Genomic DNA, 15,732 nt, shown 5'->3' on the forward strand with positions numbered 1-15,732 from the left:
CTGCGCGGCAAGGCGGGTGTCACCCGCTACGAGGTCGACAATCTCGGCCGGGTCATCGGGCAGGCCAAGGCGGACGCCGCTCAGGCGGGCTCCAACCTCGTCACCAGCATCGACGCCCGCGTGCAGCGGGTGGCGGAGTACGAGCTGAACGACGCGATGAAGCAGGCCCGCAAGGAGTGGGACCGCAACACCAATGAGCCGTACAAGGCCGACTCGGGTGCGGTCGTGGTGATGGAGGCCAAGACCGGCCGCATCGTCGCGATGGCGTCCAACCCGACCTACGATCCCAACGCCTGGGTGGGCGGTATCTCCGCCAAGGACTACACCAGGCTCACCGGCAAGAGCTCCAACTACCCGCTCCTCAACCGCGCTATCCAGGGCCAGTCCGCCCCCGGCTCCATCTTCAAGGTCGTCCCGACGGCGGCCGCGGTCAACGCCGGCTACTCCTTCAACGGCCCCTACCAATGCTCCAGCTCGTACTCCATAGGCAACCAGGTCTTCAAGAACTTCGAGTCCAAGGAACACGGCCCGATCAGCCTCGGCCGGGCGCTGGAGGTCTCCTGCGACACCGTCTTCTACCGCCTCGCCCACCAGGAATGGAAGCGCGACGGCGGGACGAAGCCGAAGAAGAACGCGAAGGACTGGTTCTACAAGACGGCGCACCAGTTCGGCCTCGGTGCGGAGACCGGTATCGACCTGCCCAACGAGGTGACCGGGCGCATTCCGGACCGCCAGTGGAAGCAGGACTACTGGAAGGCGAACAAGGACGCCTGGTGCAAGTACGGCAAGAAGGACGGCTCGTACGCCGAGAAGATCGCCTACGAGAACTGCCTCGAAGGCAACCGGCTGCGCGCCGGTGACTCGGTCAACTACTCCATCGGTCAGGGTGACACGCTGGTCACCCCGATCCAGATGGCCACGATCTACGCGGCCATCTCCAACGGCGGCACGCTGTACGACCCGACCGTCGGCAAGGCGATCATCAGCGCCGACGGCAAGACCGTCCAGGAGATCAAGCCCAAGTCCCACGGCAAGCTGCCGATGACGAAGCAGACCCGCGACGCGATCGACGAGGCCCTCTCGGGCGTCGTGACCCGGGGGTCGGCCGACTGGCGCTTCGTCGGCTGGCCGCAGGACAGGATCCCGCTGCACGCCAAGACGAGCACGGCCGAGGTCTACGGCAAGCAGACGACCTCGTGGTTCGCCACGTACACCAAGGACTACACGGTCGTCATGACCATCTCCCAGGGCGGCACCGGCTCCGGCGCCTCCGCCCCGGCCGTCCGCAACATCTACAACGCGCTGTACGGCGTCCAGAAGGACGGCTCGGTCGACGAGAGCAGGGCGCTGCTGCCGAAGCCGCAGCAGAGCCTGCCGAAGGTCCGGACGGACGGCACCATCGCCGCGCCGAAGACCGAGCGGCAGGATCCCGCGCGGAGGAGGTAGCCCGCCGGAGGGGTGCCCGGAGCTCGGCGCCCGGAATACCCGCAGCACCCCCGCGCACAGGACTCGTCCCCGCCCTTCACCCGCTGCTAGCCTCCGCATCGGGAACCGGTTGCCATCGTGTTGCCGTGTGTTCCCCCAGGGGGTGGGCGAGGGTGCCCGGGAGAGGGACGAGGCAGGGATGACCAGGAAGAGCGCGGACGCGGGGCGCAGCACCATCCGGGACGTGGCGGCCCGGGCGGGAGTGTCCGCGTCGACCGTCTCGCGCGTGCTCGGCGGGGAGTATCCGGTGAGCTCGGCGACCCGGACGCGCGTGATGCGGGCGGTGCGGGAGCTGGACTACGTCGCCGACGCGCGCGCCAAGGCGGTCGCCGGGGTCGGCACGCCCACGCTGGCGTTCGTGCTGGAGGACATCACCGGGCCGTCGTTCGCGCACATGGCGTACGGGGTGGAGCGGGAGGCCCGGCGGCTCGGGCATCTGTGCCTGGTGTGCACGACGGAGGGCGACGTCCAGCACGAGGTGGAGTTCGTCGAGATGATGCGCGCCCAGCGCGCCGCCGCGGTGATCCTGGTCGGCGGCTCCGCCGACACCCCCGAGTACCGCGAGCGCACCCGCCGTATGGCCGACTCGCTGGCGTCGGCGGGCTCCCGGTTGGTGCTGTGCGGACGGCCGCCGCTCGGCCCCGGCGCTCCCGTCACGGTCATCGAGTACGACAACGAGGGCGGCGCCTACGCCCTGGTCGCCCACGTCCTCACCCAGGGCCACCGACGGGTGCTGTTCCTCGGCGGCAAGCCCGACCACACCACCGCCCAGGGCCGTGAGCGCGGCTATCTCGCCGCCCACCGCGCCCGCGGCCTGGAGCCCGACCCGGCGCTGCTCCTGCACGGCGACTTCACCCGCGACGCCGGGCACCGTCTGATGCGGGAGGCGATCGAGCGGGGGCTGGAGTTCACGGCCGTGGTCGCCGCCACCGACATGGTCGCCGCCGGCGCGCTCACCGCCCTGCACGAGGCCGGCCTGGACGTGCCCGGCGACGTCTCGCTGGCCGGCTACGACGACATCCCGTTCGCCCGCGACCTGCACCCGGCGCTGACGACGGTCCACGTCCCCTACGAGGAACTGGGCCGCCTCGCCGTACGCACCGCGCTGGGCCGCACCCCGGAGAACCCGGACGAGCATCTGCTGCTGGGCACCCATGTGGTGGTACGGGACTCGGTCGCGCCGCTCGACACGTAGCGAGCGCCCCACCCGACTCATGGCGAACCCACCGGCACCCTTGTAGTGAAAGCGCTCTCTCCTTAGGCTCGCGGCGATCACCACCGGTTTCGATCTTCGGGGAGCCGCCCAGCATGAGCGCCGGACCCATCCGTCCCACCGCCGACGCGCACACAGCCCTCCGCCCGGCGGTCGGCGCCCGCATCACCGACGGATTCTGGGCCGGGCGCCGCAGAACCAACGCCGAGGTCAGCATCCCGCAGGGCCCGGCCAAGCTGGAGGAGGCCGGGAACCTCGCCAACCTCCGGGCCGCCGCCGAGGCCACCGGGGTGTTCGCCGGGGACTTCCCCTTCCAGGACTCGGACGTCCACAAGTGGCTGGAGGCGGCGTCCTGGCAGCTCGCCGACCGGTCCGACGACACCGAACTGGCCGCGCGGGTCCAGGAGTTGACGGCGCTGCTGGCGGCCGCCCAGGACACCGACGGCTACCTCCAGACGTACTACCAGGTCGCCCGCCCCGACCGTCGCTGGCAGGAACTCGGCTGGGGCCACGAGTTGTACTGCGCGGGCCATCTGATCCAGGCCGCCGTCGCCCACCATCGGGCCACGGGACGCCGTGAACTGCTCGACGTGGCCGAGCGGTTCGCCGACCACATCGACTCCGTCTTCGGTCCGGGCAAGCGGATCGACGGCGTCTGCGGGCACCCCGAGATCGAGACCGCGCTGATCGAGCTGTACCGGGAGACCGGCGATCGGCGCCGGCTGGACCTCGCCGCGTACTTCGTCGACCGGCGCGGCCACGGCCTCCTCGACCCGGACGTCAATCCCCACCTCGGCCGGGCCTACTGGCAGGACCACACGCCGGTGCGCGAGGCCGACTCCGTCGCGGGGCACGCCGTACGGCAGCTCTATCTGCTGGCGGGCGTCGCGGATCTGGCGGCCGAGACCGGTGATCCGGAGCTGCGGGCCACGGCCGAGCGGTTGTGGGAGGCGATGGTGGCCGGGAAGACGTATCCGACCGGCGGGGTCGGCGCCCGGCACGAGGGCGAGGCCTTCGGGGAGCCGTACGAACTGCCGCCGGACCGCGCCTACGCCGAGACGTGCGCGGCGATCGCGTCGATCCAGTGGTCCTGGCGCATGGCCCTGCTGACCGGCGAGGCGAAGTACTCCGACCTGATCGAGCGCACCCTCTACAACGGCTTCCTCTCCGGCGTCGGCCTGGACGGCGACAGCTGGCTGTACGTCAATCCGCTCCAGGTGCGCGAGGAGTACGAGGGCGCGAACGAGGCCGACAAGGCGGCCCGCCGCACCCCGTGGTTCCGCTGCGCCTGCTGCCCGCCGAACGTGATGCGGCTGCTGGCCTCGCTCCCCCACTACATGGCGAGCGGGGACACCGAGGGCCTGCAACTGCACCAGTACGCGACCGGCGTGTACGAGGCCGGCGGCGGACGGGTCCGGGTGGAGACGGGCTACCCGTGGGACGGGCGCGTCACGGTCACCGTCGAGGCGGCCCCCGACACCGACTGGACCCTCGGCCTGCGCATCCCGTCCTGGTGCACCGACTTCACGGCCACGGCCCCCGGCGGCGCGTCCCCCGCCGTGCAGAGCCCCGGTTGGCTCCGTCTGCGCCGCCGCTGGTCCCCCGGCGACAGTCTCACCCTCGATCTCGACCTGACCGCCCGGCTGACCGGCCCCGATCCGCGCGTGGACGCCGTACGGGGCTGTGTGGCGATCGAGCGCGGGCCGCTGGTGCACTGCCTGGAGGGCGTGGACCAGCGGCCCGGTGTTCCCTTCGACGAGCTGACCCTCCCGGACGGTGCCGAGCTGACCGTCCGGCACGAACCGGACCTGCTGGGCGGGGTGAGCGTCGTCAGTGCCGACGGACGGCGCCGGGGAGCCGCAGACGCCGTACGACTGACCGCAGTTCCGTACTACGCGTGGGCGAACCGTCAGGCAGGGCCGATGCGGGTGTGGATCCCTCGTGCCTGACGGGCGGGACGGCGGCGTCCCACAGGGCTAGCTCGGCGTCGCGCGGGCCGTACGCCGTACGGGTCGGGCCGTCGCCGAAGACCCGCACCGGATGCGAGTCGTCCCACGCCTGCCACCCCGGGTCGCCGTCCTCCGCGAACCGCACCCACGCCCGGTGCATCTCGTCCGCCAGCTCCCGCGGTGCGCCCTCGCCGGCCAGCTTGCGGGATTCGGGGGTCTCGCCGGTGTCGAAGACGAAGCCGAGCTCCAGGGCGTGGCAGGAGCCGAGGTCGGGGAGGGTGGAGGGCCAGGCGAACTCGTACACGTACGACGATCCGGGGTGGGCGTCGGCCAGGCGGTGCAGGGGGCGGCGCAGCAGGTGGTCGGTGACCATCTGGCCGACGATCTCGCCGGTGCCGGCCTCCGGGTGCAGGCCGCGGTAGCCGCGCGGCACCTCGGCGCCGACGCGGCAGCGGGCCATGGCGGCGGCGAGGGCGACGGCGCCGAGCCGGTCGATGCGCTCCAGGAGCCCGCCGGGCACCAGCCACAGCCGGTACTCGTCACGGGTCCAGCCCGTCATCAGGTCGACGCCGGAGGCGGCGTCGCCCTGTGTGAGCGCCTCCAGGGGATCGCGGGGCACGATGTCGCCGTCGACGACTATCCCGAACGCGGGCCCGCCCACCACGGGGCTGCTGAGCCGGCCCACCTCGGCCTGGGTGCTCAGGAGCAGCTCACGGTCGACGTCGGCGAAGGCCGCGGCGGTGGCGGGGATCTTCAGCCGGTTGGCCATCCGGCGCACCATCCGCCGCACCTTGTCCCGCTCGGCGGCCTCGGGCGGCCCGCTCTGCAGGATGGCACGCCGCACCAGTCCCTGGGCCTGCGGGGCGGCGAGCAGCGCGCCGATGCTGATGGCGCCGGCGGACTGGCCGAACAGGGTGACGCGGTCGGGGTCGCCGCCGAAGGCCTCGATCGAGGCGTGCACCCACTGCAGGGCGGCGAGCTGGTCGCGCAGGCCTGCGTTGGCGGGGGCGTCCGGGAAGAGGCCGTAGCCCTCGACCCCGAGCCGGTAGTTGACGGAGACGAGGACGACCCCGTCGCGGGCGAAGGGCCGCCCGTCGTACACGGGCACGCCCGAGGAGCCCCTGGTCAGGGCGCCGCCGTGCAGCCACACCAGGACCGGGAGGCGGGCGCCGGGGCCCGGCTCGGGGGTCCAGACGTTGAGGTTGAGACAGCCGTCGCCGGGCACGTCGGGGTCGGACAGGTACTGCGCGAAGGACTCGGAGTACGGGGGTTTCGGCGCGGTCGGCCCGAAGGCCCCGGCGTCCCGCACGCCGTCCCAGGGTTCCGGCGGCAGGGGCGGCCGGAACCTGTTCGGGCCGAACGGGGGCGCCGCGTACGGGATGCCCCGGAACACCGCGACGCCGTGTTCGTACCGGCCCCGTACCGCACCGTATGGCGTGCTCACCACGGGGTCTGTCTGGACTGCCGTCATACGTCCACCAGCCTCCTCACCGCGCTCGTGCACCGTGAAGATCAGAGCAACTCATTGTGGCTCGATATTCCGGCGCACGAGCGGATGTGAGGGCTGTTCGGGGGACACGGCCACTTGGCGTACGGGTCTACTTGGCGTACATCAGGGTGCCGAAGCCGAGCTGGTCGTAGCCGCCGCTGGCGGAGCCGTAGTCACCACCCCCTCCCTCCGGACGGACCTGCTCGGCCATGGCGGTGATGTAGGGAACGGACAGCCCCCGTCGCCGGGCGTAGTGGTAGTGGAGGATGTCCCACACCGGACGGAGCTGCCCACGGCTGGCGGCCGAGACCGCCGTGTGGCTCTGCTGGGCGCAGTTCTGGCCGGTGCCCCAGGTGTACGTGGTGAAGGGCACGTCCTGGCCCAGGTTGTACTTGGCGACGTACTGGGCGGCCTTCATGAAGCGGTTGCTGTCGTAGCCGTACAGGTCCTCGCCCTGTGACCAGGCCATTTCGCAGAAGGCGCCCATCAGGCCGATGCCCATGACGCTGTGGCCCTGGTCGCGGCCCGACTCCTGCCACTGCGCGAGGCCCTCGCTGTCGTACACGAACGGGACGGCTTTGCGGATCGCGCCGTTGCCCGCCCCGTTCTTGAAGTAGTTCACCGCCTGGTCGTACTTGGCCCCGTCGTCGCACAGGATCCCGATGGCGAGGATGGAGCTCATGTTGCACAGGTCCCAGTTGGCCCAGTAGTTGGTGATGCAGGCGTCGTTGTGCTCGTTGAGGAACCGGTTGTTGAGCGGGTAGAAGACGTTGAGCATCATCGTCTTGAACCGCTCCAGGTCGAACCCGCTGTAGCCGCGCATGAGTTCGGCGGCGTTCGCGAACTGGTAGCCGTAGATGCCGGCGGCGAGGTAGCGGTCGGCGTTTCCGGTGACCGTGGTGAGGGTGCCCGACCAGGCGTTGAGGATGCGAACCGCCGCGTCTCCGTTGGCGGTGGTGCCCGCGACCTTCCAGCGCAGGGCGTTCTGGTAGGCGGCGTGGATGTCGTTGTACAGGATGCCGTAGTTCTGTCCCGTGCCGCCGCGGATGATCGTGGCCTGCGGGTTCGGCTGCCAGGTGCTCGCGGAGTGGGAGTTGGCGGTCAGGCGGTTCCAGCCGGACAGCCACGGTTCGTTGCCCGCGGCGACCCGGACCTTGGCCCGGTTGAGCTCTCCGTAGGCGTGCAGCATGCCGGGGTGGGTGAAGGTGGCCGGGGCCGCCTCGGCCGGGGCGCCCGTGAGGGCGGCGGCCGAGGCGCCGACGGCGAGGGCGGCGGTGAGACCGCCGGCGGCCTTGAACAGGCCCCGGCGGCTCAACTCGCCCTGCTCGGAGTGCTGGTGGGGGGAAATGCGGCTCATTTCGTGCGACTCCAATCCGTGGGGGGATCAGTCGGTGGTGATACTCACCTCGTCGAACTCGGTGGTGCAGCGGGCCAGTTGGTCGCGTGAGCAGACCACGAGACCCACGTAGTAGGGGGCGTCACCGAACCCGGGGACCTCGCCGGTGTCGAGGGTGGTCCAGGTGGCGCCGTCATCGGTGGACAGGGCTGCGGTGAAGGCGGTCCCGACGCGCTTCAGCCGCAGCAGGATGGGGAGGGCGGCCGTGCCGGTGCCGGTGAAGGCCGACTTTCCGGCGACGGTGGTGCGCAGCATGAGCTGCGCGGTGGTGCCGCCGGTGACGATCGCGCCGGCGGCCTGGTCGAACGGCGACAACGACTTGGCCATCAGCAAGCCCACCCGGTCGGCGCTCGCGCCCGTGCGGGAGACGAGCCGGGCGGTGATCTCGCAGTCGCCGGTGACGGTCCGTCGTACGAACTGACCGGTCATTGCTTGGTTGTTGGCGGTCAGATCGACGCCCGCACCACGCACGGTGAAGGTCCCGCCGTCGTACGACGTGCTGCCCGGCGTGCGGATCGCGACCACGCCCAGCGTCCCGAAGGCGCGCTCGTCGAGGACCGGATCGCCGAGGTCGCCGTACGTCCAGGGGGCCGGCGGGGGTGTGCCGACGGTGAGGGCGAGCGTGCCGGTGCCGTCGCCGGAGGCGTTGCCCGCGGCGGTGGTGACCGTGAACTGCCCGCTTTCGGTGGGCGTTCCGTGGACGAGGCCGGTGCGCTTGTCGAGGCGGAGCCCGTCGGGCAGCCCGGCCGCGCTGAAGCGCACCGGATCGTGCGAACCGCGCAAGAGGTGACGGAAGGGGACGCCCTTGTTGCCGAACGCGGCGGCAGCGGAGGTGAGTCGGGGCACGCTCGGGGTCGGCATCCGCGCGGAGGCCGGGTCGGAGAGCGGGCCTCGGCCGCCGGAGTTGGTCTTCGTCACGGCGTAGTGGTACGTCGTCCCGGGGACGCCGGTGGCGTCCGCGTACCGCAGGCGGGTGCTGAAGCCGACGGGGGCGATGCCGGTCGCGATCGTCTCGTAGGGTCCGTGGGCGGCCCTCGACCGCAGCACCTTGTAGCGGGCGGAGAGATCGGGGTCGGTCCAGGCCAGCTCCACGGCGTCGGCGCCGGTGGTCGCCTTGAGGCCGGTGGCGGGGCCGGCGGGGCGGGGCACGGTCCATACCTCGCCGTGTGCGGCCGAGGTGACGGTGACATTGTCGAAGGCGCCGGTGCCGGTCTCGGCGTACTCCGCGTCGACGCCCAGGCAGGAGGTGAGGACCAGGCCGGCGTACACCGTCCGCCCCAACTCGACCTCACTGGAGCCGACTTCGGTCCAGCGGATTCCGTCCGGGGAGATCGCGCCCGTGCAGCGGCGGCCCCTGCGGGTCACCCGCACCCAGTAGGGCGCCCGCAGCCGGTAGCCGTCGCCGGCGCCCTCGACGTAGGGGGCCTCCAGAGGGGTCGCCGACTCGGGCAGCTCGCCGAGGTCGGAGATCGGGAAGGAGGCGTTCACCGTGATCGCCTGCTGCTGGGAGGACGGGACGAGGGTGGATCCGGTGGCGGAGACAGCGGCCCCCGTCTTCGGCCGTACGGTCCACACGCCGCTCCATGTGTGCAGCGGCAGCCCCTGGATCAGCATCGAGGCGTGCGGGGCGTCCGCGTCGAGGGAGTCGCGCAGGGTGACGCCGATCTTGGCGTACTGCGAGCTGAGCGGGAACACGATCCGTGCGGTGACCGTGCCGTCGCCACGCAGGGGGAGATGGACGCTGCGGTAGGTGTCGGCGGTGCCGGACGCCTCCAGCACGAACCGCTCGCCGTCGAACGCGGCGAAACCGGGGATCTTCATCGCGCCGATGTCCTGGGTGGACCAGGGGGCGGGGAGTCCGGCGGTGGCGGGGACGGGGCTCGAATCGGCGCTGCCGCCTTGCGAGTTGGCGGCGGCGACCGTGTAGTAGTACGTCCGTCCCGCGCGTACGCCGGTGTCCCTGAACTCCGGCTTGTCGGTCCCGGTGACGAGCTCCTCGTACGGCCCCTCGGGACGGCTCGCCCGGCGGACGGTGTACGTCGTCGCCCACGCGGACGGCAGCCAGGCCAGCGTGACGGCGTCGGAGTCGCCGAGGGCGGTGATGCCCGCCGGGGTCGTCGGGGCGGTCGGGGACGGTGCCTTCGTCCCGGCGTAGGTGAAGGTGCCGAAGCCGGGCAGGTCGTCGTTGCCGCCCTCGACGAAGCGGGCGCCGCCGGTGCCGCGGAAGACGGCCGCCTCGGTAGAGGGGGTGTCGAGGCCGCGGACTCCGGCGTAGTGGGCGTAGTACATCTCGTAGACCGGCGGCAGCGTGCCGCGGACCTTGTCGGAGACGGTCGTCTTGATGTACTTGCCGGTGCGGTCGAGGTCGGGGGTGAAGGGGACGGGGCCGCCGAGGTTGTAGCGCGCGGCGTATTCGGCGCCTGCGAGGATGCGGTGGTCGTCGAAGGCCCACAGGTCGACGCCCTGGTTCCAGGCGACCTGCGCGGCGTCGCCCATCAACCCGATGGCGAGCTGCTCGTGGCCCTGGTCACGGCCGCTCTCCTGGCCCTGGCCCGAGTCGGCGACCACGCGGTTGCCGACGCTGCCGTTGCCGGCGCCGGCCGCGGCGAACCGCAGCACGTCCTCGAAGAGGGTGCGCTCCTCGCAGAACACGCCGATGGCCAGGACGGACTGAATCGCCGTCAGATCCCAGTTGCCGTTGGCGTAGAGCATGTAACCGGAGATCGCCGGATACCAGACGTCGAGGAAGGACCGCTCGCAGCGGGCGATGTCCGCGTCCGCCCAACCGTCGTAGCCGCTGTGCCGCAGCAGCTCGGCCGCGTTGACGAACTTGAAGACCTGGAGGCCGGCGCCGAGCGGACCGTCGGCGCCGGTGACCATGGTCAGGGACGCCGACCAGGCGTTGAGGATGTCCCGTGCCTTGTCGGCATGGGCGCGCTCGCCGGTGACGCACCACATGAGGGCGTTCTGGTAGGCGGCGGCCGAGTCGGCGACGGCCTGGTTCTGGAAGTTGGTGGGGCCGCGGCCCCAGGACGTGATCTGGCCGGTGTTCTGGATGGCGTACGTCGACTTGGAGCGGGCGTGGGCTGCGAAGGCGAGGTAGCCGTCGTGGATCGGGGACTCCTGCGCGGTGACCGCCGCCTTCATGCGGGCCAGGTCGTCGGCGGTGTGCAGCAGGCCCGGGTGGGTGAACGCTCTGGTGCCGGTGCGGTTCTCCGCCGCCGCCCTGGCGGTGCCGGGCGCGAGCAGTCCGCTCGTGCCCGCCACCAGCAGCAGGGCGGCCGTACCGCCGAGGAAGCCCCGGCGGCTCGGTGCGGGGATGCTTCTCGCGGTGCTCATGACGCGGCGGCCGCCTCGGCCTCGGCGGTGGTGAGGAACTTGAGGTTCGTCACGTGCTCGTTGGAGAACCACTGCATGGCGTCGGTGGTGTAGTACCAGGAGGGCTTCTTCATCGAGTCGGCGATGACGGTGCCGTTGATCACCAGGTTTTCGAAGGTGACGTTCTTGATGGCGTGCTCGGCGTCGTAGCCGAGGAACAGAGACGGCTTGGCGTTCGTGCCCGTGTAGGTGAGGTTCTTGACGTACACGTCCTCGATGCCGCGGCCGACCGAGGTGTTGTACTTCGTGTTGTACATCACCTTCATGTAGATGACCTGGCCCCAGCGGAAGTCCTCGATCCGTATGTCCTCGATACGGACGTTCTTGATCAGGTTGGCGTCGCCGGGGTTGAGGGCGATGCAGCCCTGGTAGTTCATCTGGGGTTCGCGGTGGTCGCAGATGTCGATGTTCCGGAAGACGAGGTTCTCCAGGACCTCGGGGCTGTCGGTGTTGCCGTGCGTGCCCACGTTGATGGGGTGGGCGACGTCCGCCCAGAGGGTGGAGTTCTTGACGGTGACGTTCTTGGTGTCGCCGTAGTAGTCCCAGCGGTGGGTGTAGATCGCGATGCAGTCGTCGGAATTGCGCATGAAGACGCCGTCGATCGTGACGTTGGTGCTGGAGAAGACGTCGATGCCGTCGCCCCAGCCCTTGGAGCTGAACGCGCACATGCCCTTGATGGAGACGTTGGTGCACATGCCCATCTGCACGGCGTAGCCGTTGGGGTTGAGCATGGTGACGGCGCCTATGGAGATGTTCTTCGAACTGACGATCAGGGCGCCGCCCGCCTTCGCTCCGGCGAGCACGCCGCGGCCGATGAGCCGGGCGTTCTCCACGTCCTGGAAGACGACCGTCGCCTTGAGCAGGGCACCGCCGTGGACGTACACGGTCTTGCCGGACGGGACGTTCAGATAGCCGTCGGACGTGGTGTGGACGCCCGGGCCGAAGTAGATGACGTCGGGGTCGTCCTCCTTCGGCCGCTTCTTCTCGATCTCGCGAGCGAACAGCTGCAGACAGTCGAAGAGGTCGTCATTGATCTGGACGACGATGTTGCGAGGTCTGTCCAGGGTGAACCGGAGCGTGTCGGCGAGGACTTCGGGTTTGATGCCGTACGAGTCCGGCCGCACCCGCACCTTCTGCACGCCGCCCTTGATGTATGTCACCTCGACCTCGACCTCACCGCAGAAGTCGAAGTAGGCGAGGGAGGAGTTGAACTGCTTCTTGCCGCCCGTGGTGGGGTTGATCTCGGCAAGGGTGGGCCGGTGGACGCCGAGCGTCTGCCAACTGCCGCCGGGGACACGGACCTTGACCGTGAAGCTGCCGGTGTTGACCGGGGCGCCGGAGGGCACCGGGTAGGTCACCAGCTGCGGCTCCGCCGCGGCCTCGTCCGCCCGGGCGGCCGTGGCCGACAGGTTGGTGAGACCGGCGGCGAGGACGGTGGCGCCTGCTGCTTGGAGTGTGGTGCGGCGGGACAGGGGCTTGTTCATGCGGGGGCTCCTTAACAACAGGTGGGCAAGAGGGGCTACTTGAGCCCGGACGTGGACATCCCGGCGACGAAGCCGCGCTGGGCGATGAGGAAGATCAGCAGGATGGGGACGACGTACATCACGGAGGCGGCGGCCTGGAGGTGGGTCAGGGGCTGGCCGCCCGTGGTGACGTAGGTGGACATCACGGCGACGGCCAGCGTCGACTTGTCGGTGGAGAGCAGCAGCTGCGGGGCGATGTAGTCGCCCCAGGTCCAGGTGAAGGCGATCACGAAACTGGCGCTGAGCACCGGCCAGGACTGCGGCAGGAAGATCCGCCAGAAGATCGACGTGTAGCCGCAGCCGTCGACGATCGCGGCCTCCTCCAGCTCACGGGGCAGTCCGGCGAAGAACTGCCGGAAGAGGAACACCAGATACGGGGCGGACGACAGGCCCCACAGCACCCACGGCCAGTACGTGTCGACCATGCCGAGCTTGGCGAAGATCAGATAGGTCGGCAGCAGGGTGATCATCTGCGGCAGCATCATCGAGCCGAGCAGGATGCCGAACAGCCACTTCTTGCCCGGCGCGTCGAGACGCGCGAACCCGAAGCCGACCCAGGCCGAGCTGAGGGTGACGAGAACGCCGTAGATGACAGCGATGATCAGGGAGTTACGGGCGTAGCCGAGGAAGTCGATCTGGGTGAAGGCGTCGGCGAAGTTGTGCCACTGGACGTGCTCGGGCAGCCAGTGCACGGGCGCCGCGGCCAGTTCCTCCGGGGCCTTCAGGCCGGTGAGGAGCAGCCAGCCGAAGGGGCCGAGGAACAGACCGGTGACGACGACGAGGACCGTGTAGAGGACCAGGCGGTTGGTACGTATCCGCACGCGGACCGGCGACTTGGGGGTCAGGCTGGTGGCGGTCACTTCTTCGCCTCCGGGTCGACGTTGTAGAACACCACACCGGACGTGAACTTGAAGATGAGGCCGGTCGCGATGAGGATCAGGACGAAGAGCACCCACAGCAGTGCGGAGGCGTAGCCGTAGCGGCCGAGCGCGAAGTACTGCGCGAACACATGGATCATGTACAGGTAGTTGGACTGCGGGACCGTGGTGACGCCGCCCGTGGTACTGATCGGGGCCAGCAGCAACGGCATGATCGTCTGTACCGAGGCGATCACCCCGGTCACGGTCTGGAACAGCAGCACCGGCGACAGCAGCGGCACGGTGATGCTGCGGAAGGTCCGCCAGGCGCTCGCACCGTCGATACGGGCCGCCTCGTGGAGTTCGCGGGGGACGTCCTGGAGCCCGGCCAGCGAGATGATCATGATGTTTCCGGCGCCCCAGAGCACCGTCATGATGAGCACGTAACGGGCGTACGGGTCGGCGAGCCAGCCGAGGGCGTCGAAGCCGAACAGCGTCAGAACACCGTTGGTGGCACCGGCGTTCTGGTCGAAGAGGTTCTTGAAGGCGATACCGGCGCCCACCGGCGGCACCACGGCCGGCAGATACAGCAGGGTGCGGAACAGACCGCGGGCTCTGATCGGCCGGTTGACCAGGACGGCGAGCCCCAGCCCCGCGATGATCGACAGCGGCACCGAGGTGACCGCGAAGAGACCCGCGCGGCCCAGGGCGTCCCAGGTCACCGAGTCGTTCAGCAGCTCGCGGTAGTTGCCGAGGCCGACGTACTTCCAGTGGGGCGAGATACCGTCGAACGTGGTGAAGCTCAGCCACAGCGCGTACGCCATCGGCACGATGGTCAGCAGCAGGAACCCGATGATCCAGGGCGAGACGAACATGTAGAACGCGCGGTGCCTGCGTGCGGTCATCGAGGACCGGCGCCGTTCGGCGGACCCGGTACGACCGGTGCTCACGGTCGGGCGGGCGGTCCGGTCCGCGACGGAGGGGATCTGTTCGGTCGTCATCCCACCTGCTCCTTGCCGCGCTTGAGCTGCTCGTTGATGACGGAGTTCAGATTTCCCGCGAGGGTGTCGACGGAGATCTCGCCCTTCATCGCCGCCGGGGCGGCCTGGTTGAAGAGGGCTTCGAAGGAATCCCCCGTGGTGTACGGGGAGAAGGCGACCACCGAGAAGTGCCCCAGCTCGCTCTCCTGCACCTTCAACACCCGTTTCTGATAGGCCTCCTGAGCGGGCATCAGTGAGCGCAGGGACTTCAGGGTGGGGATGCCCCAGCCGCCGGAGGCGCGGGCCTTGGCCGGGGCCTCGCCGAAGAACCACTCGAAGATCCGCCACGCGGCGTCCTTGTTCTTCGCCTTCCTCGGCATCCACAGACCGGTGCCGCCCTGGCAGGCGCTGATGCGCTGACCGCCCGCGAACATCGGGGCGGGCGCCAGCCGGGAGACCTCCGCCAGCTTCTTGTCGGTGCCGATCAGGCCGCCCATCCAGTAGCCGGAGTTCGACATGGCCAGCCGCCCGGCCTGGAAGGTCGGCCCGTCCCAGCCGTTGGGGTCGGGCTGGATGGCGCTCGGCCCGACCTTGGTCTTGCAGTACTCGATGTACCAGGCCAGCGCCTTACGGGCCTCGGGCGTGGTGAAGTCGACACGGGAGAAGTCGTCGCTGAAGAGGCTGCCGCCGGCCGAGGCGGTCATGGTCGCCAGGAGCGTGGCCTTGGTCAGCCCGTTGTAGCTGCCGCCGAAGACGGTCGTCTGCCCCTTGGAGCGCTGGACCAGTCGCCGGGCGTTCTCCAGCCACTCCTCATAGGTGACCGGCTCGGTCTCCGGCGGATAGCCGAGGCCCTGCTTGTCGAAGGCCGAGGTGTTGTACCAGAACATGGAGTCCTGGGAGAAGTCCTTCGCCATGCCGTAGCGGGGACCCTTGCCCTGCGTCTTTCCGTCGTAGCGCCACAGGTCGTTGACCGGGTCCAGGTCGTCGAGCCGCAGCACCTTGCTCCGGGCGAAGTACGAGTCCAGGTCCTGCATCACGTCCCGGGCCGCGAAGTACGCCGTGTCCTGGGCGCCCACACCGCGCACCAGGTCCGGCGGGTTGCCGCTGGTGAGCATCGCGATCAGCTTGGTGATGTCGAAGTCCACCCGCTTGATGGTGATGCCGGTGTCCTTCAGGGCCTGCTGGACCAGTTCGGGCGTGATGTCGTCGCCCTTGACCATCATCGTGACGGTCTCCCCCGAGCCGCCGTCGACCCCGGTGGACACCTGGAGCGCACAGCCGCTCAGCGCCGCAGCGCCACCCGCTGCCCCGCCCGCGGAGAGGCTGAGAAATCGGCGGCGACTCAGCGGGGCACCGGCATGTGGGCGTCGCATGAGCGCACCACCTCCTGCTCTGTCCGTTCGGGATTTCGACCACGGATCCCTCCACTGGCCGGAATCCGGCCACATGGCAACCGGTTGCC

General features: G+C 70.0%; 10 protein-coding genes. 3 read left to right on the forward strand and 7 right to left on the reverse strand.

Annotation, left to right across the window (positions count from 1 at the left end; genetic code table 11):
- The 3 genes from BLU79_RS38195 to BLU79_RS38205 form a co-directional block, all read left to right on the forward strand.
- Positions 1 to 1,446, forward strand: a 1,446-nt coding sequence (locus BLU79_RS38195; RefSeq protein ID WP_256333623.1) for a penicillin-binding transpeptidase domain-containing protein, incomplete at its 5' end; no start/stop codon positions are given.
- A gap of 178 nt (positions 1,447 to 1,624) precedes the next feature.
- A complete protein-coding gene (locus BLU79_RS38200; RefSeq protein ID WP_093910611.1) occupies positions 1,625 to 2,680 on the forward strand; it encodes a LacI family DNA-binding transcriptional regulator in 1,056 nt (351 codons plus the stop codon).
- Positions 2,681 to 2,793: 113 nt separating this feature from the next.
- The gene (locus BLU79_RS38205) at positions 2,794 to 4,647 is read left to right on the forward strand and encodes a glycoside hydrolase family 127 protein (RefSeq protein ID WP_143052553.1); all 1,854 of its coding nucleotides are present in this window, start codon (positions 2,794 to 2,796) and stop codon (positions 4,645 to 4,647) included.
- On the opposite strand, the gene BLU79_RS38210 is transcribed toward BLU79_RS38205, so the two are convergent.
- From BLU79_RS38210 to BLU79_RS38240, 7 genes are all read right to left on the reverse strand, one after another.
- Complete coding sequence (locus BLU79_RS38210) at positions 4,529 to 6,118, reverse strand: carboxylesterase/lipase family protein (protein ID WP_093910612.1); 1,590 nt, start codon at positions 6,116 to 6,118, stop codon at positions 4,529 to 4,531. The genes BLU79_RS38205 and BLU79_RS38210 overlap by 119 nt on opposite strands.
- Positions 6,119 to 6,245: 127 nt before the next feature.
- Positions 6,246 to 7,493: an alginate lyase family protein gene (locus BLU79_RS38215; RefSeq protein ID WP_093910613.1), complete on the reverse strand. Its 1,248-nt coding sequence runs from the start codon at positions 7,491 to 7,493 to the stop codon at positions 6,246 to 6,248.
- A gap of 27 nt (positions 7,494 to 7,520) precedes the next feature.
- Entirely contained in the window at positions 7,521 to 10,871 is a 3,351-nt protein-coding gene (locus BLU79_RS38220) for an alginate lyase family protein (RefSeq protein WP_093910614.1), read from the reverse strand.
- Positions 10,868 to 12,394, reverse strand: a complete 1,527-nt coding sequence (locus tag BLU79_RS38225; protein WP_093910615.1) for a glycosyl hydrolase family 28 protein — start codon at positions 12,392 to 12,394, stop codon at positions 10,868 to 10,870. Before BLU79_RS38225 ends, BLU79_RS38220 begins: the two co-directional genes overlap by 4 nt.
- Before the next feature lie 35 nt (positions 12,395 to 12,429).
- Positions 12,430 to 13,293 carry a carbohydrate ABC transporter permease gene (locus BLU79_RS38230; RefSeq protein ID WP_093910616.1) on the reverse strand — a complete coding sequence of 288 codons (864 nt, stop codon included), beginning with the start codon at positions 13,291 to 13,293 and terminating at the stop codon, positions 12,430 to 12,432.
- Positions 13,290 to 14,291 (reverse strand): carbohydrate ABC transporter permease, encoded by a 1,002-nt coding sequence (locus BLU79_RS38235; RefSeq protein WP_093910617.1) that lies wholly within the window; start codon positions 14,289 to 14,291, stop codon positions 13,290 to 13,292. Before BLU79_RS38235 ends, BLU79_RS38230 begins: the two co-directional genes overlap by 4 nt.
- Entirely contained in the window at positions 14,288 to 15,643 is a 1,356-nt protein-coding gene (locus BLU79_RS38240; RefSeq protein WP_093910618.1) for an extracellular solute-binding protein, read from the reverse strand. Before BLU79_RS38240 ends, BLU79_RS38235 begins: the two co-directional genes overlap by 4 nt.
- Positions 15,644 to 15,732: the final 89 nt, after the last annotated feature.

Source organism: Streptomyces sp. cf386 (genome assembly GCF_900103585.1).
Classification (GTDB): domain Bacteria; phylum Actinomycetota; class Actinomycetes; order Streptomycetales; family Streptomycetaceae; genus Streptomyces.